This is a genomic window from Prochlorococcus sp. MIT 0604 (assembly GCF_000757845.1).
Classification (GTDB): Bacteria; Cyanobacteriota; Cyanobacteriia; order PCC-6307; family Cyanobiaceae; genus Prochlorococcus_A.
In genome coordinates, this window is the sequence record NZ_CP007753.1 from 1,243,118 (window position 1) to 1,260,649 (window position 17,532).

General features: G+C 26.1%; 14 protein-coding genes. 5 read left to right on the plus strand and 9 right to left on the minus strand.

Annotated features, from left to right (window positions below; genetic code table 11):
• Positions 1–519 precede the first annotated feature (519 nt).
• The 3 genes from EW14_RS06955 to EW14_RS06965 are packed head-to-tail and all read left to right on the plus strand — an operon-like array spanning position 520 to position 4,927.
• Positions 520–2,202, plus strand: a complete 1,683-nt coding sequence (locus EW14_RS06955; RefSeq protein ID WP_042850773.1) for a hypothetical protein — start codon at positions 520–522, stop codon at positions 2,200–2,202.
• A gap of 17 nt (positions 2,203–2,219) precedes the next feature.
• The gene (locus EW14_RS06960) at positions 2,220–3,497 is read left to right on the plus strand and encodes a hypothetical protein (RefSeq protein ID WP_042850774.1); all 1,278 of its coding nucleotides are present in this window, start codon (positions 2,220–2,222) and stop codon (positions 3,495–3,497) included.
• Positions 3,494–4,927, plus strand: coding sequence for a hypothetical protein (locus tag EW14_RS06965; RefSeq protein WP_042850775.1), 1,434 nt, complete (start codon positions 3,494–3,496; stop codon positions 4,925–4,927). Before EW14_RS06960 ends, EW14_RS06965 begins: the two co-directional genes overlap by 4 nt.
• A gap of 23 nt (positions 4,928–4,950) precedes the next feature.
• Here EW14_RS06965 and EW14_RS06970 read toward each other — a convergent pair whose 3' ends face one another.
• The 9 genes from EW14_RS06970 to pseB all read right to left on the minus strand — a co-directional run bounded on the left by EW14_RS06970 (position 4,951) and on the right by pseB (position 15,297).
• Positions 4,951–5,853 carry a hypothetical protein gene (locus EW14_RS06970; protein WP_052044745.1) on the minus strand — a complete coding sequence of 301 codons (903 nt, stop codon included), beginning with the start codon at positions 5,851–5,853 and terminating at the stop codon, positions 4,951–4,953.
• Between the two features lie 369 nt (positions 5,854–6,222).
• Complete coding sequence (locus EW14_RS06975; protein WP_042850776.1) at positions 6,223–7,503, minus strand: DegT/DnrJ/EryC1/StrS aminotransferase family protein; 1,281 nt, start codon at positions 7,501–7,503, stop codon at positions 6,223–6,225.
• Positions 7,500–8,465 (minus strand): Gfo/Idh/MocA family protein, encoded by a 966-nt coding sequence (locus EW14_RS06980; RefSeq protein ID WP_042850778.1) that lies wholly within the window; start codon positions 8,463–8,465, stop codon positions 7,500–7,502. The genes EW14_RS06975 and EW14_RS06980 overlap by 4 nt, the downstream gene beginning before the upstream one ends.
• Entirely contained in the window at positions 8,462–9,373 is a 912-nt protein-coding gene (locus tag EW14_RS06985) for a hypothetical protein (RefSeq protein ID WP_042850779.1), read from the minus strand. Before EW14_RS06985 ends, EW14_RS06980 begins: the two co-directional genes overlap by 4 nt.
• Positions 9,361–10,095, minus strand: coding sequence for a cytidylyltransferase domain-containing protein (locus EW14_RS06990; protein ID WP_042850780.1), 735 nt, complete (start codon positions 10,093–10,095; stop codon positions 9,361–9,363). The genes EW14_RS06985 and EW14_RS06990 overlap by 13 nt, the downstream gene beginning before the upstream one ends.
• Positions 10,096–10,126: 31 nt before the next feature.
• Complete coding sequence (locus tag EW14_RS06995) at positions 10,127–12,166, minus strand: aminotransferase class III-fold pyridoxal phosphate-dependent enzyme (RefSeq protein ID WP_042850781.1); 2,040 nt, start codon at positions 12,164–12,166, stop codon at positions 10,127–10,129.
• Positions 12,167–12,193: 27 nt separating this feature from the next.
• Positions 12,194–13,075, minus strand: coding sequence for an aldo/keto reductase (locus EW14_RS07000; protein WP_042850782.1), 882 nt, complete (start codon positions 13,073–13,075; stop codon positions 12,194–12,196).
• Positions 13,076–13,093: 18 nt separating this feature from the next.
• Positions 13,094–14,269 carry a UDP-4-amino-4,6-dideoxy-N-acetyl-beta-L-altrosamine transaminase gene (gene pseC, locus EW14_RS07005; RefSeq protein WP_042850783.1) on the minus strand — a complete coding sequence of 392 codons (1,176 nt, stop codon included), beginning with the start codon at positions 14,267–14,269 and terminating at the stop codon, positions 13,094–13,096.
• A gap of 8 nt (positions 14,270–14,277) precedes the next feature.
• Positions 14,278–15,297: a UDP-N-acetylglucosamine 4,6-dehydratase (inverting) gene (gene pseB, locus EW14_RS07010; RefSeq protein ID WP_042850784.1), complete on the minus strand. Its 1,020-nt coding sequence runs from the start codon at positions 15,295–15,297 to the stop codon at positions 14,278–14,280.
• A 174-nt stretch (positions 15,298–15,471) separates the two neighbouring features.
• Here pseB and EW14_RS07015 point away from each other — a divergent pair, with 174 nt between their 5' ends.
• A complete protein-coding gene (locus EW14_RS07015; protein WP_042850785.1) occupies positions 15,472–16,368 on the plus strand; it encodes a class I SAM-dependent methyltransferase in 897 nt (298 codons plus the stop codon).
• A gap of 17 nt (positions 16,369–16,385) precedes the next feature.
• Complete coding sequence (locus EW14_RS07020) at positions 16,386–17,525, plus strand: hypothetical protein (RefSeq protein ID WP_042850787.1); 1,140 nt, start codon at positions 16,386–16,388, stop codon at positions 17,523–17,525.
• Positions 17,526–17,532: the final 7 nt, after the last annotated feature.

Below are 17,532 nucleotides of genomic sequence, written 5' to 3' on the forward strand. Positions count from 1 at the left end.
ATTATTAGTCTAAGAAAAATTTTTATATTATCACTTAGGGAAAAACTATATAATTTAAATTCGTATTTATTAAAAAAATAATTAATAGATATAATAAAAAAGCTTAAAATTAAATTGTACAAAGAGAAGTAAAAATTATTATAAATGAGACTTAAAAAATTTAAATATATCAAAATTATAAAAAAATCAAATATAAAAAAATAAATTTTAAAAGACCTCCTATATAGCCAAGGACTAATCTTCATATAATTAAAATAGATAATAAAAAATATTCTTTATTTTAATATAAAATCAAAATATTTATCAATTTGTTTTCTTTAATTTTTAGATTTTGTAAGGTTTTTATAAATTACCTTATTTAAATATTTATTTTAAATAAAAAAAAATGACATAGTTTATAAATTAAATTTATTAATAAATTAATATTTTTAAAAAGCATTTTTATACTTATATGACTTCATACAAAGTTCTATATTAAATTATATGATAATATTAAAAAGATTATTATGAAAATTTATAATGAATGAATTTGAGCTAAGCTTAGATTTTATTTATAAAATTTTAAGAAGAAATTTTCTTTTATTTTTAAAAGTTTTTGGTATTGGTATATTCTTTTCTTTCTTAATTTACTTACTTCAAGAAAATAAATTTCAGGGAGAATTTCAAATAGTAATGAGAAAAGAAAATAAAGGTCGTGATATTAGTTCAGTACTACCATCATTAGAAGGAATAAATTTAGGTTCTAACCTTGATGTTTCATTATCAAATTCACTTGGCACACAAGTAGGAATAATTAAAAGTCCTTCAGTTTTACTTCCTGTTTATAATTTCGTTAAAGAATACAAAAGTGAGTCTAATAAAAACATTTTAAATTTAACATTTAAAGATTGGTCAAAAAACTATTTAAAAGTTGCTTTAGAAGGTAATACAACTATTCTTAAAGTAAAGTATATCGATAATGATAAAAAACATATTAATGAGGTTCTAAACAAAATCTCAAAAGCATATGAATTTTTTTCTACTAAAGATGCAAAAGAAAAATTGAATACAAATAAATATTATCTTAATCAACAAAAAATAATTTATAATAATTCTTTTTTACGAAGTTTAGGAGAATTGCAAAAAATATCATATGAAAATGATCTAAACCCTGGCCTTAGCCAAAAAGATATTTCTTTGAATGGTATTAATCAGAATAATATTAATCAATCAAATTCTTTTAATACAAAAAATGAATGGGAAAGTTTAGAAAACATAAGATATCAAGAATCAAATAAAATCAGGTTAGCAAAAGAAGCATTAAAAGAATTAAATAAACTTAACTATGATGATGATTCTTTATTAGCTTTTGCATATAATTTCCCAAATTTAGTAAATAATTCTATTCTTTTAAAAATTGAACTAATCAATGAGAAATTAATAAAATCTAAATCAATTTTTCAAATTAACGATAAGTCGGTTACTGACTTGCAAAGAGAAAAAGATCTTTTAAACAAATTATTAAAGGAAAATTTACTAGATGGGTTAAAAACCTCAATATCATTATCCTCTGCCAAAATTAAGACTACAGAAAGACCAAGCGGAATTATGGAAAAATATAATGCTCTAAAAAGACTAACTGAAAATAATTTATCTACCTTAAATGATATTGAAAGGATGATAATCTCAAATAATTTAGCAATCGATAAATTTAAAGCTCCCTGGGAATTAATTACTAAACCTACGATTATTGAGAAAGGCGTTTATCCGAAAAAATTAAATTTTGCTTTCTTTGGATTAATTTTTACCTCTTTTTTGGCTTCAATTATTGTATTAATTCAAGCAAAAAAGGAAGATCTAATATTTTATCCTGATACTATTGAGAAACAACTTAGTATTGAAATATTTAATTTCAAAGATCAAATAATAAGTAAAGATATAATAAGTTTATTTTTCAAAAATAAATTCAATTCTAGTACTAAACTACCAATAAAATTATTAAAGTTAGGCACTATTGAAAAAAATAAATTACAAACTTTTATTAAATATTTAGATAATCGAGATATAGAATTTTTAGAGGTAGATAATTTAATTTCAAGTCAAAATAATCAGATTAATTTAATTGTCACTTCAATGGGAGAAGTAAAGAATTCAGATATAGTAGACCTAAAGTCTAAAATTTTATTATTTAATTTAAAAATTCAAGGATGTTTAATTTTATAGAAATTTTGAAAAAATAAATGAAAAATATTTTATTTATAGATAATTGGACTCTGCACGAAAATTGGATAAATGCTATCGAAGCATTTGAAAAATTTAATTACAATATTCATATTTTAGCTTTAATTAATCATGACCTTAAATGGGCAAAAAAAAGAAACTATAAAATTCACTTTTTCAATAATTTTATTTTGAAAGAAAGAAAAAAATCTATCTCTTCTAGTAAAAGTTTGCAGTGGGATTGGAAGGTTTACTACACTAGAATAAGAAAGAGAAATAGAAGAAAAGATGTAGAGCAACAAATATCATTCTTAGAACATGTTTTATCTGAAACATCTCCATATTGTGTGCTTGGCGAGAAAACTTGGCCTCATGAGTTATGCATGATGAGATTGTGTAATCAAAGAAAAATCAATTACTTTAGTATTATTTCAGTAAGAAAACCACAAAATTTATGTTTCATGAGTACAAAATATGAAGAGCCATTTAAAAATCTTGAAGGGACTTTAACTGATATAGAAGCAGTAGAGGCCTATGATTTTATAAAAAAAGGGGTAATGCCCGATTATGCTATCCGAGATATAATTGGACCTACATTTCAAGATAGATTTAATACTCTAATAAGCTTTTTGAAATATTCGCTATTAAGAGATCAAGGACGCGTCAGTTTAAGACTTAAGCTTTCAAATTACATTAAAAGCATAATCAAGAAAAACAGACTAAGATTTTTAAAAGTTACTAACTATTCAAAGTTTGTATATTTTTTACATATTCAACCTGAATCAAGTATTGATTATCTTGGCGCGGGGAATAGAAATAACTCAACAATATTTGATTGGATTCAACATAATCTCTATACAGGAAATATAAACATACAAGATAATAAAACCTTTATCTCTTATAAAGCGCATGATGCTTTAACAGGCCATTATGAAAATTTAGAAGAAATGATTCTAACTTGGGATAAGTTAACCATCAGCTCGAATGAAGCTTTGGAAAAAGATATGGTCCCTATTACAATTTCCGGGACAATAGGTTTAGAAGCCCTTGCTAAAGGCATAAAGCCTATAGTTATTGGAAAACCATTTTATAGAAATTTTAGTGGGGTAATTAAAGTTAACTCATCTGAAGATTTTGCTAAAGCTTTTAATTATAAAGAATATAAACTAAATGATGAAAGCATATTTAAAAAAGAATACCTCTCAATAATAAAAATGTGTTTTAACTTATCATCCAAAAAAGATTGTTTTAAATTCATAAAAAATAATCATGAAAAGATGGGAGAATATTCTAAATGATTAATTTAAAAATTACAGCGCCAACTTTTTTTGATGAATTAAATGAAAATTTACATACTATATTTGATAGTCAATATTATGTTGATTTGAGAAGTTCAAATAAAATAGAATATTCTGATATAGACTACAAAAATTATAAATATATAATTGGCAAATTCATTAAATGTTTTAAAGAAACAGATGGTGAAATCATTATGGTTCAAGATTTGATGGGTAATTCAGGTTATGCCTATTATTTGGAAAATGAAATTTTTAAATTTGACGAGGAATTTAAAATTTATAGTTTTGGAGAAAATTCAAATGATGAATTATCGGTCGATATTATAAAAAATTCAAGCTTTGTAAAGGGCTCTTCATCAGTTTTTCCATTAATAAAAAGGTTTATAGGTTTCTCAGAACTTAAGATTAAAGGCCAAAAAATTTTTGAGACTCCAATTTCTTTGACAGACATAGATAAGTTATTTTCATTAAATAGAAAATCACTAAATAATTCTCTTAAATCTTATGTTAATTGTTTTGAAAGTAAAGCCATCTTATTCAGTGGAGGATCAGATTCAAATTTCATAAAAAATCTACTCATTAATCAGCAAAAAACTAGATATATATTTAGCATCGTAGATAAAGAATATGAATCTAATATTGTAGATTTAGAAAATATAAAAAAATCAAATATCAAAGTTGATTTGATTGATTTAGATGAACAAGAAGTAGCTGACTTTATAAACTCTTCATTGTTCAAAGATCTAATTTTTAACTTCAAAGGATACTCAAATTCTCTTTTTCAATTTTATTTAACAATTTGCAAAGGGAAAATTAAAGAAGACTTTATTTTATCTGGTCAAGGTGCTGATACTGTAGGTTATCTAGGACCTTCTGAGAAATTTTACTTTAATGGATTTTTTCCTAGAAGTGTTATGAGCTTGCTATCAAGACTAAGAATTTTTTATTTAATCTTATTCAAAGATAATTTGGAAGAATTATATTGGTATATTTTTAATGATATAAATTATAAATTTATTGACAAAAAAAGAAGCATCCCAGAATATAACTTTGTTAATAGGTTAATAAGAGATATTAATCAACAAAATAGAATTTCATATTTAGATAAAAAATTTCTGATATTAATAATTGCCAAAACAAGAAGTTTTGGTTCTGGTAGTGACATAAAGTCATTTCAATATGTATGCTTTAAATTAAATAAGAAAATTATTTTCCCTCTTAACAATTTTTGTTTCTTTTTATTATCTTTAATCTTCTTAAAAGAAAAGAGTTTTAAATCAATTCTATTTCCTAAGTATTGGTATGCAAATGATAAAAGATTTTTTAGAAAAAGAATAAGAAAAGCAAAAAAAAGCATTAAAAAAACTAAAATTACCCAAATATATAAAAACTTAATAAAAGATATAATTAAAAACTACAAAAAATTATAAATATTTGTCTAATAGAATTTAAATTATTCATATTGAGGCGGCCACATATCTTCTTTTTGTCCAATATATGGGTTACCAAAAATAGATACTTTTTCATTAAGCCAATTACTTACCTTCCTTTCTTCATGATCTAAAACATGGTAGAAATACATTTGATCTAAAAATGAAGCATTCTTAAAAATTCCTTTATTTCTTAAATTATGCATTTTAGAAAATTTTCTTAATTCATTATTTTTATTAAATTCATTTATAGCAAGCAATGCACCACAATAATCGTTGTGATCTAAATGAGATTCATCATCATTATATATTGGAGTTCTTGACAAATAATTAGATGCTGGCATGTTAAAAATTTTTAATGCTTCTTTAGTACTTGAATAATAATCAACATCCAAAGATACAAAACCAATAACATTATCATTTAATTTATGTTTTTCGACAAACTTATCTATCGTTCCAGAAATCTCACCATAAATTACACGTGTTTTTTCAGGTAGCTTTGTGTTCTTTAATTTTAATGAAGGGAAGTCACCTTCTCTATATTTTTCTGGATGGTCTTTATAGTCTAATGGTTTAGGCATTCCTACACCGGTATCAAATCCTATGATTTCATAATCGACTTTATATATCCTACTTAATTTTGACGCTATATAAGACATATTAAATAAGCCTGATCCAGACGCAACTCCAAACTCGATTATTAAAATCTTATCAACCTTTTCTATATTCGCTAAAGTAAATGCTTCTTTAATGCCAAAAGCGTAAGGATATCTTGGGACTAGATCATAATCTATTTTTTTACTAAAGTCCTTAAAAAACAATACAAAAATTGAAACTAAGTTATAAATAATTGGCTCTCCCATTTTCTCAATATAAAATTTTTTCCAGATCCTTTTCTTGAATATTTTGCTAAGTAGAAGTTTCATTTCTAGGTTTAGTTAGTTTATATTTACTCTAAAAAAAATTCTAACTTCTTTTGGTTTTTAAAATAAATTGGAATTTTATAATTTAATAAATTATTATTAAAATTTAAAATAGTTATTAGTTTAATAAATTATTTATAAAACCAGGGTTTTTAGATGCATAACAAAGATAAAACTTCCTTTTTATTATGAAAAGAGTAAATACTTTTTAAAACATAAAGCAGAGATAAATTTGAAAAATTATTTAATGTTATTTTATCCATATAAATAATTTTATAATTTTGATAATTGATTTATTAAAATTTTCATTAAATTTTTTAAATAACTTATTTAATGATTTTACTTTCCTTTTAGTATTTATTTTTAAAAATATTAATTTGATAGCAAATGTAAATTATCCCAAACCTTTTTAAAACACTTTAAAACTAATTCAATGTCTTCATCATTAAGTTGATGTAGACACATTTCAAATGCAATAAACTCTTTATCATGCATTCTTTCAGCAACAGGACAAATACCTTTTGAATAAGAAATAAAATTAGAAGTAACATCAGATGACCAAGGAAAACCTTTATTTCCATAAGCAATTTTTTTCTGAAATAAAGGTAGAAGGTGAATATTAGCATATCCATTTCCTAATCCTTTTAGTCCTTCAGCTTCTAATGCAGATATTATAATTTCTCGATTAACAGAGATTTTGTTAAGATCTAGTTTCAGACCATAACAATAATATGCATGTGTATTTCCCTTAAGAACTTTTGGCAATATCAGTCCTTCTAAATCTTTGAGACCTTCATTTAAATAAGCAGCTATTTCCTGTCTTCTTTTGACAAGTGATTTAAGTTTCTTTAATTGCTGAATACCTATAGCGCATTCAATTTCTCCTAGACGGAAATTATGTCCAAGAATATTATTTAAATTTTTTACACCTTTAGACTCTACAACAGCTTCTCCATGATTTCTAATCAACTGCATTCTTTCACAAATATTATCATCGTTAGTTACTAATATTCCTCCTTCCCCAGTATGAATATGCTTATGATAATTTAGACTATAACCACCGACATGTGATTCAGTACCCGTCACAATACCATTATTAAATACTCCTGGGGCCTGCGCAGAGTCTGTTATTAATTTTAGACTATATTTTTCTGCAATTTCTAATAGTTTTTTCACTTCACATGAATGACCGAATATATCAGCAGCTAATATTGCTTTAGTTCTTTTTGTGATTTTTTGTTCTATTTTTTTTGGATCTAAATTAAAAGTTTCAGGTTCTATATCTGAAAAAACTGGTATTGCATTCCAATGCAATATAGCTGTAGCAGTTGCACACATAGTCCATGGAGTAACTATAATTTCATCTCCTGGCTCAATACCAATAGCTCCAATAGCACAAACCAAACCTGAAGTCCAAGAATTAACAGTTACCACATGTTTAACATTAAAAAATTCAGCACAATCTTTTTCAAATTCTCTAACATATTTACCTCCATAAAAATCATCATCCCAACAGCCTAAAAATCTAGAAAGCTCACCCGAATCTATTACCTTTTGAACTGCTATTGATTCTTCCATTCCTATAGAATTATATTTTTCTAAATTTTTTTTTATAATTTTTTCTCCTCCAAAGAGGGCAAGATCTTTTCTCACGTTCTTAATTTTTCTCTAATTGAATATATAATTTTTTGAGTTGATAATGCTTGGGATCCTTTACAAATAGTTGTATTTTCACCTAAATAACTTTTATAAATTTGATCTAATACCATATATTGATAAACATCCAATTTACTTTTTAGCCTTAATTTTTTTTCACTAAGTATTTTATATCCCTTAATTTTCTTATCATCTTCAACATGATATAATTCAACCTTGTCTCCACCATTTTCATATTTTAAAATTCCAGATTTACTTATTATTTCTACCTTATAAAAAGAAAAATTTTCTTCCCATGCACTCCTAAAAATTATAGATCCTTTTTGAAAGTCAATAATAAATTCTGGCTCAGGATCTATATTATTAAAAACTCTTCCAGAATTTATAATTCTTATATCTTTATAATTACCAAGCCAATATTCTAATAAATTGATGAAATGTGAGCCATTATTATAAAGACCTTTTGAATACCAACAAATACCTTTTAAAGGAGGCTCAATTAAATTTTGATCAATCTTATTTTTTATTTCAATTACAGCTGGATCACATCTTCTTACGAAATTAACAAATAGTTCAATATTTGCTTTTTTACATAGATCTACTATTTTAAAAGCATCATTATAATCATATGAGAGAGGCTTTTCACAAAGAATCATTTTAGGTTTTAGTGATTTAATAGTCTCTTCAATTACGCATAGATGAGTATCAGTAGGGGTAGAAATAATAACTAAATCAATTTCATCTTTATTTCTAAACTCATCTAATCTTTTGAATGAAATTAATTTATAATTTTCCTCAAAAAAATTTCTTCTCTCATAAACAGGGTCGATCCCACTGACTAATTTAAAGTTTGGATGTAATTCAACTGCCTTAGCATGCGATTGAATTAAATTAGAATTTCTATCATCATAAAGCATTCCAATATTTCCTAAACCTATTAAAAGTGTTTTAATTTTCATAAATTTATTCTTTTTTCTAGAAGATCTCTTAAATATAAAATTTCAGAAAATGGTAGGTTGCATTTCAATTTTCGATTAGAAATACAAGAAATAACTTTTTTATTTGCTAACAGTCCTATGACCATAGCCATAGAATCAATTCCAAAAATGAAATCGCTCTCTAAGATATCATCAATCAATTCATTGTTATTTGAAATTTCTTTTACTAATTTATTTTTCATAGAAAAATTGTATTTACCTTCGGAATCTGATGGATGAGGCCTGACTTTTAAACTTAGAATATTAAAATTTAAATTATTAATATTTTCTAATAAATATTTAAGAGAGTTTATTTCATCATAGCCATAACTATTTTTATCTCCAGTAGCTAAAAATGCATGATCACTTACATTTTCTCCAATATATAATCCTTTAAGAGTTTTACGATTGTCGTTATAAAAAAAATTTTTATTTTCAATAGTTTCTTTAATATTTAAAAAATAATAATTTCGCTTTCTTTTAATTATTGTATTTTTAAAAAGTTTTTTTGCTAAGTCGTAAGCATATTTATCAGAAACCCAAATTTCATTTGGTAGATTAATCTGTCCCTTATATAAAAATCTTTCTTCATAATTAGACCAATGATCTAAAAAAGTGATTGAATATTTACCCATCTCTCTTGCTTTAATAATAGCCTTTTTTTCAAGGTCAGATTGCCAGCTTGTTCCACTGATAATAAAATCTGACTTTTTAATAGCATGTATTAAAACTTCTTCTGAAATTTTACATTTATTTTTTATAAATACATTTTTTGCAGGGCCTTCCAAAACAGTGCAATATAAAAATTTTTGTCTTTTTAGCCAATGACTTAATACCTCTGCTCCCCCTGCATCATGACAAATGACTGCTACTTTATTCAAGGATTCCATCTCCTTTGGACATGGTTATTTAAAGAATATAGAGATTGATTAGAATTTAAGTAATGAATAACTTCTAAGCAAGAAAAGTATTTATTTTTATCATAAAGATTTTCAATGATATTCTTAAGCAAGAGATAATCATCTTTTTCATCTAATGTCAAACCCAGTTCAGGAAAAAATATTTCCGGAGGAGCAATAAGGTTGATTTTTGAAAAAATCTCTGGATTTCTTAAGATATGACGGGTGACGTGCTCTTTATCAAGCTTATTATCTGTCATAGAATATGATTTTTCCAAGGTACTTAAGGAAAACACTTGGGCATCCATTCCATCTGGATAACTTCGGATTGCACCATTTCCCACACAATCTACTGAGTTATATTTATAAATATTAATTATTTGTTCAACAATATTTGGATCAATTATTGGACAATCACCAGTAATTTGAACAACTAAATCTGCCTTTGCAAATTTAGCTGCACCTATAACTCTTCCAAAAACATCTTCTTCAGATCCTCTAAAATATTTTAAATTTATTTTATCGCAAACATTTACTATTTCATCATCTTTATTATTTGTAGTAGTGGCAACAACAATTTCATCAATAATTTTTACACTCATTAGCCTTTCAACAAGAATCTCAAGCATTGTTTTATTTTTTGCTTTAAGCAGAACTTTCCCAGGTAATCTTTTTGAACCCATTCTTGCTTCAATTGTTGCAACAATTCTCATCTATCCAAAACCTTTTAGCTCTTCAATTACTTTAATTTAATCTTTTAAATCCTGAGTGACAAATAGGATGATTTAAATAATCGTAAATATTGCCATTCTTTTCGCAGAAACTTATTTTCTTAAATACTGAATCCAAATTTTCAAGATAAGAATCAATAATTAACTCATCGTGAGAAGTTGATAAATAGCAAGATTTAGCAGCTAGATATCCTACTTTTAACATCTCTTGAGTTATGAAAGTTTTATATTCTCTTGAATAATTAGAAACTATTTGAAATGAAGATAAAGCAGGAATTCCAAATATATTTATCTTTAAATTATTTTCTTCAGCTAATTTCTTCCAACCTTCTCTGAGGTAAATCCCTAATTTTGTAATTTTTTCCCAGCTCTTTTCTTTTTCCATAATCTCAAGAACTTTTAGTGCCGCGGTTGGGCCAATACGCTCAGTCCAAAAAGTACTGCTTATAAAAGTCTTTTGAGCAGCTTGCATAATTTGTTGTTTACCAATTATGGATGTTATGGCATAACCATTACCAAGTGCTTTCCCAAATATTGCCATATCGGGAAAAACATTATATTTCAAATGTAACCCACCATATGTTTCTCTAAAACCAGATGTACATTCATCAAAAATAAGGATAATATCATTTTCATCACATAATCTTCTGACCTCTTCAAGAAATCCTGGATTAGGAGGAATATTTCTTTCCACCTCCATTTTTACAGCCGCTAAATTATTATTTTCAATTATTTTTTTTAGTTGATCTAAATTATTATAAGAAAATGAGTAAATGGTTCCTTTAAGGCATTTAGGAACACCGTTAGGTTCAAGCCCAGGCAATAAATGTTCATCTAGTTTTTTGTCTTCTTTATGATTAGTCGCTAGATACCAATCATGCCAACCATGATAACCACAAATAGCAATTTTGTCCCTACCAGTTGCTGCCCTTGCGATTCTAATTGCAATTGCATTAGCCTCTCCTCCAGTCCTGGCAAATCTAACCATATCTGCCCATGTATGCATTTCAACTAATTTCTCAGCTAGATATACTTCCTCTGGACAATTAAATGAAGACATATTACCTAAGTTAATATTATTTTTAACTGCCTCATCAACATATTTATTGGAGTAACCAAGTATATTTGTACCCACTCCCATTAGGCTCATATCAATATATTGTTTGCCACTTATATCCCAAACCTTAGATCCCTTTGTTTTAGAAAAATAAGTTGGCCATCCATTGGGTAAAAATAATTCAGGCCGTTTTGAAAGCAACATATTTCCTCCTGGTATAACTTTTTTTGCTCTACCCCATAATTTTTGTCCATCTGAAATATTTGATCCTTCATTTCTTTTATATTTTTGATTAATTTGAAAAATATTTTTATCTTTCTTTTCAAGGTTAAGTATGTCTTTCCAAGAAAAATTTGAATCCATATTAAAGTTTTTCACTATTTTTACAATCAATTCTAAGTCTTCTGGATAATCCACAGTCCATCTTAAGTTTGAAAAATCCTCTGGATTAAAAAGATTTTTCTTCCTAATGTCTTTATTCTTTATAAGCCAAGAAGTAACATGTTCTCGCTCAAATGGATCTTTGGATAGATCATTTGCTAAGAATAGTACTTTTTTAGAGAAAACTTCTACATCTAATCCATCCGGGAATGTGGGAGGATTAGTATTACTTGCATAATCTATATTTGAGGTTTTAAAAATATTTATTACTTCATCAATAATTTCTGGATCAATAAGAGGACAATCTGCGGTTAATCTTACAATATTTTCAGCTTTAGTTAATTTTGCTGCACCCGCATATCTCGCTAGAACATCATCTTCATGACCCCTGAAAATTTTAAGAGATAATTTTTTTGATAAATCTTCTATTACATCATCAGAACTATTAACTGTTGTGGCGATAATTATCTCATCAATAAGGTCACAATTCTTTATCCTTTCTATCTGAAACTCAAGAATTGATTTATTAACAACCTTAGCCAAAACTTTCCCAGGCAATCTTTTGGATGACATTCTTGCTTGTAGTATTGCGGCAGTAATTACTTTTGAATTCATAATCTAAATTTAATTCTTAAAGATTAATTAATTTTGATTCCAAAACCTAGGATCCAAGTCATTATTATAATTCCATGAAAAATTTGAGAAATCTTTTTTTATTTTCTGCAAATTATTTTTGATTTCTATGATTTCTTTTAATTCTTCTAAACAAGTAACACCTATGAGCGCTTTCTCAATAAATTTACAGCTATCTATAAAAGATAAAGAAGTTTCTAAAATAGATTCAGATTTCATTGATCTTAGAATATTCATATGATGACTTTTAAAATCTTTTGAAATAAGCTTCGGCCATTTGTCTGCCCCAACTAATGTGAGGCCTTGAAAAAAAATACTCCTAGCATGTATTGCTATATTTTTTTTCTGTAAATCCGAGCAAGTATTATTTTTAATAAGTCTCTGGTCGTATAGTGAAATAGGCATTTGTATTAATTTAATATTATCTAGAGAAATAGAGTTCAAATCTGAAGAAGAATAAATTGATATTCCTATCCTATTTATTAATTTTCTTTTAAACAAACTATTTAGCCAATTTTCAAGAATTTCCTTACCATCCTTTTTTAAATCTTCAACGTTATGTACTAAAAAACTATCAATATTATTTAATCTTAATTTATTTAATGAATTTTGAAAATTGTTTTCCCACTTATTTATATCTTTATCTGAAAAACAATTTTTTGATTTGCATTCAAATTTAGTTGTAACTTTCAGACCAGAATATTTACATATATAGTTACCTAAAACTTCTTCGCTGTCTCCATAAGATTGAGCTGTATCAAAGCTTTTAATATCATTTAATATGGCATAATCAATTATTTTTTCAACTTCTTTATCTAGGACTTTTCCTTTCGAATTAGTGAAACCATAAGTCATCCCAAATTGAGCACAACCTAAGGAAAGTTTAACCATATTAGACTTTAATAATTATCATAAATTATAAATAATATCTAATAAATTGTTCATAACATACTCTTGATCTTTCATTTCTAAGCCTTCAAAGACTGGAAGACTTAATGCTTTTTTTGCATATATTTCACTCATAGGGAAATCTCCCTCCTTAAAACCAAATTTTCTGTAATAAGGTTGTAAATGAATAGGTGAGTAGTGTAATTGTACTCCAATACTCCTTTTTCTCATCTCATCAAAAACTTTTTTATGGTTATCTTCCGATAGATTTTTTAATAACACAATTACCAAATGGACAGAACTTTTTGTATCTTTAGATATTTTCAAAAAAGAAATAACTTCATTATCTGCTATCTTTTTATATTTTTTCAAAATATTATTTCTTTCATCAACAATATCTAAAATTCTTTTTAACTGACTTGAACCCAAAGATGCCTGTATATCGTTCATCCTATAATTAAAGCCTAAGCTTTGTTGTTCATAGCTCCATGGGCCAAATTTAGACAACTGGAATTTTGATATATCTTTTGTAATACAGTGAGTTCTTAAAAGTCTCATTCTCTCTGCTAATGCCTTATTGTTTGTAGTAGCTACCCCACCTTCAGCAGTTGTAATTATTTTTACTGGATGAAAGCTAAAAACACAAATATCACTATAAAAACAATCCCCAATATTTCTATCGCTATAACGTCCTCCTAATGCATGACTAGCATCCTCGATAACTTTGAAACCATATTTCATTGAGAGATTTTTAATAGATTTCATATCACAGCTTGTTCCACCAAGGTGAACACAAACAAGTACTTTAGGTAGAGTACCTTTTTTTTCCGCTTCTTTTAATTTTTTTGTTAACAAGTCTATGCTTATCAAACCATCATCGAGATTGATATCGACAAAATCAATTTTTGCATTACAGTATCTTCCACAATTCGCAGAAGCAACAAAAGATGTTGAAGATGTCCAAAGATAGTCTTTTTCTTGAAGATTTAATGATAAACAAGCTATATGAAGAGCACTAGTACCACTATTTACTGCGATTGAATGATCTACTCCGAGAAAACGACATAAATCATTTTCAAATAATGGTACTTGCTCACCTTGTGTTAAAAAATCACTTTTTAAAGTCTTTATAACTGCATTAATGTCATCCTCAGTTATTTTTTGTTTCCCATAGGGAATGTATTTATTTTGATTCAAATTTCTTCTTAAACAGGATTAAAATCTTTACTAATGTTGACTTTAATTAAATCTCTAATCTCATCAACGGTTAGGAAATTATCGTTATTAAAGGAATCATACCTAAAATTTTTAGGCAATGTTTTATATTTTTCATCCATTTCCAAATATATTTTTTTCATTTTGCTATCTGAGGGGAAAATAACGTAGTAATCGCCTATCTCAATAGTATTAGGTCCATCAGCTTGTGTTATTAACTCCTCATGAATTTTTTCACCGGCTCTTAGCCCTATTATTTCTTTTTGACAATTTGGTCCAATAGCTTCAGCTAAATCTAATATTCTATAACTAGGTAATTTTGGTACAAATATTTCTCCTCCTAGTGCATTATTCAATGCCCAATAAACCATTTCAATACCCTGTTCTAGGGTAATATTAAATCTCGTCATATCTGGATCTGTAATTGGCAATTTACCTGATTTTGCCCTCTCAATGAATAATGGTATTACAGAACCCCTAGAACCCATTACATTGCCGTATCTTACTATTGAGAATTTGATATTTTTCCCCCCCCTAATATTATTTGCAGCAATAAAAAGTTTATCAGAGCATAATTTGGTTGCACCATAAAGATTTATAGGTGAGGCTGCTTTGTCAGTGCTTAAAGCAACAAAATTTTCAACATCTGTATCTAAACAAGCCCTTACAAGGTTTTGGGCACCGCCCACATTTGTATTTATAAATTCCGAAGGATTATATTCTCCAGCAGGAACATGTTTTAAAGCGGCTGCGTGCACAACAGTATTAATTCCATTTAATGCCATCCTTAATCTCTCTTTATCTCTTATATCACCTAAGAAAAATCTTAATTGCGGATATTTATCTGGAGGGTAAATACTTTGCATAGCCCATTGTTTCATCTCATCTCTGCTATAAATAACTACTCTTTTAATATCAGGCATATTTCTAAAAAGGTAAGAAATAAAAGCATTACCAAAACTTCCTGTACCTCCAGTTATTAATAGTGAAATCTCATTTTCTTTTTTCATTTGATTATGTCTTTAGCTTAAACATTTTAATTTATTAATTTACCTTAAAGGAGGTTCCAATTAAGTTAATATTAAAACTATAAATATATTTTTTTTGTTTATTATTATAAGAGAGTATTATTTATTCATCTTTTAGATCTATTAAATCAAATTTTAATGTAATTAAAAAAATTTATGGGAGACATAGAAGATAAGTTTATATTTGAAGTTACAAATTTAAATAAAGGGTTAGAATCTCTTAATTTTAACATTTTTGAATTTATCAATAGCCCTTTAAAAATAAAATACAAAAAAACTACAGAATCATTAATCCACGAATTTGATACTTGTATTTTTAAAGAAATTTATGACCTAATTAAAGATAATAAATCTATTAAACTTGAACATGTAGAAAATATAAGAGCAAAAAGAGAATTAAGTTCAAAAAATTATGTTTTTTATAATGGGGAACATTTATTTGTAGAGCAACATTGGGTAAGAGAAAAGAATATTTATGAATTAAGTATGGGATTAAAATATTTATCAAAAAAAATTAAAATAAACACCATAATAGAATTAGGAACTGGGTATGGATCAAAGATAATTTCATTAGCTAATTTGAACAACAATAGAAATAAATTCAAATTTAAAGCTTTAGATATTTCAAAGAATGGTTTGTTTTGTTGTAAAGAGTTAGCAAAAAGAGAAAATTTGATTGTTGAAACAAAAATACAGAACTTCCTAATCAATCCAAGCATTGGAGAATTTGTTGATAAGAATTCAATAATCTTTACTTCTTATAATTTACATTATTGGAAAGATTTCAATTTAAATAATATAAAGCAATTTATTCAAGATGGTATTAATGGTGGAATACACATAGAGCCTTGTAGTGATTTATTAGATAAATTAGAGGATAAGATTTATGCCGCATTGGCTTATAAATATATAAAATTAAATAACTATACTGAAAACATAATGCTTGCTTTTGAACAAGCTCAAAAAGAAAAAATAATTCATTTAAAAATTTTCCAAGAAGTATGGGGATTTGGATTATTGCCGACTTGGATTTTTATATGGTATAAAAAATAAAATATTTTGAGATGATTATGAATACTCAGAATAAAACAAAATATTTTGATAAAATTTACGTGGGGACTGGTCCCATATTGTTTTTTGATGCTATCAATGAAACTTGTAAAGGAAACAAAGTTTTATTAATAGATAAATCCGATACTATTGGTGGTGCTTGGAAATTAATAAATATTGATGGAATGAATAATTTAGAAAATGCAGTTCACTATTTAATCCCAAATAAAAATGGATATAATTTTTTAAATAAAATTTTAAAAATTAGTTTAATTAGAACTCCAAGAAAATTTTATGCTCAAGAATTACTTAATAACCATATTCTTTTGCCAAACAATTTATTTGGAGAAATTTGTAATTCTTTAATTTCCGAATTTAAAAAAGATAAATTTATATTTAAAAATGTCATTTCTAATATTTTTAGACCAAAATCTTTTTCAAAATCAAAATATCCAAGAAATGGAAGTAAAACAATAATTATTAGAATGTTGCAATTATCAAAATTAATTAATTTAAAAATAAAGTTAAAAACATCAATTGAAAAAATCTACATATCAAAAAATAATCTTTCAAAAGTAAAAACATGTAAAGAAACATTTCTAACTAAAGAAATAATAATTTCACATGGTTTTTTACCTATCAAAGATTTCTTTATCGATAAACAAAAAATCAATATAAATAAAAAAAAATTTAGAAGACCATCCTTACATATTGTATTTAGTCCAAAAAATGAAAATGATATGAAAAAATTAAAATCCTTCGTACAAGTAATTTTTGAAGATAATTTGTTAATAAAATATGTTCATGAAATTTCTCACTATATTCCCAAAGAGAACCAAAAGAAAGGAACATATGTAATTGTTGTAGCTTTAAAGCATGACTTGCAAAATGAAAGAAATACTTATGAAAAAATAAAGAATGAGTTTCAGAAATATAAGCTAATACCATCAGATAATAATTTAAATAAAATTTTCTATTATTGGCAAGATATTTTTCTTCCTTTATTGCTAACTTCAGATCTTAAATATTTAGAATCTCTAAGTAATGGAAAACTTAAAATAATGCTCACAGAAGAATTAAATCGTGGCTTTGGTTTATATTCTCAAGAATGGAAGGAATTAAAAAATTTAATTGAAAAATCTCACTTTAGTTATATATGATTTTTTA

Excerpts from the sequence above, each read along its gene's own strand:
- EW14_RS06995 (WP_042850781.1), bottom strand. The coding sequence starts at position 12,166 with ATGAATTCAAAAGTAATTACTGCCGCAATACTACAAGCAAGAATGTCA.
- EW14_RS06970 (WP_052044745.1), bottom strand. The coding sequence starts at position 5,853 with ATGAAACTTCTACTTAGCAAAATATTCAAGAAAAGGATCTGGAAAAAA.
- EW14_RS07000 (WP_042850782.1), bottom strand. The coding sequence starts at position 13,075 with ATGGTTAAACTTTCCTTAGGTTGTGCTCAATTTGGGATGACTTATGGT.
- EW14_RS07020 (WP_042850787.1), top strand. The coding sequence starts at position 16,386 with ATGAATACTCAGAATAAAACAAAATATTTTGATAAAATTTACGTGGGG.
- pseB (WP_042850784.1), bottom strand. The coding sequence starts at position 15,297 with ATGAAAAAAGAAAATGAGATTTCACTATTAATAACTGGAGGTACAGGA.
- EW14_RS06985 (WP_042850779.1), bottom strand. The coding sequence starts at position 9,373 with ATGGAATCCTTGAATAAAGTAGCAGTCATTTGTCATGATGCAGGGGGA.
- EW14_RS06960 (WP_042850774.1), top strand. The coding sequence starts at position 2,220 with ATGAAAAATATTTTATTTATAGATAATTGGACTCTGCACGAAAATTGG.
- EW14_RS07015 (WP_042850785.1), top strand. The coding sequence starts at position 15,472 with ATGGGAGACATAGAAGATAAGTTTATATTTGAAGTTACAAATTTAAAT.
- EW14_RS06955 (WP_042850773.1), top strand. The coding sequence starts at position 520 with ATGAATGAATTTGAGCTAAGCTTAGATTTTATTTATAAAATTTTAAGA.
- EW14_RS06980 (WP_042850778.1), bottom strand. The coding sequence starts at position 8,465 with ATGAAAATTAAAACACTTTTAATAGGTTTAGGAAATATTGGAATGCTT.
- EW14_RS06990 (WP_042850780.1), bottom strand. The coding sequence starts at position 10,095 with ATGAGAATTGTTGCAACAATTGAAGCAAGAATGGGTTCAAAAAGATTA.
- EW14_RS06965 (WP_042850775.1), top strand. The coding sequence starts at position 3,494 with ATGATTAATTTAAAAATTACAGCGCCAACTTTTTTTGATGAATTAAAT.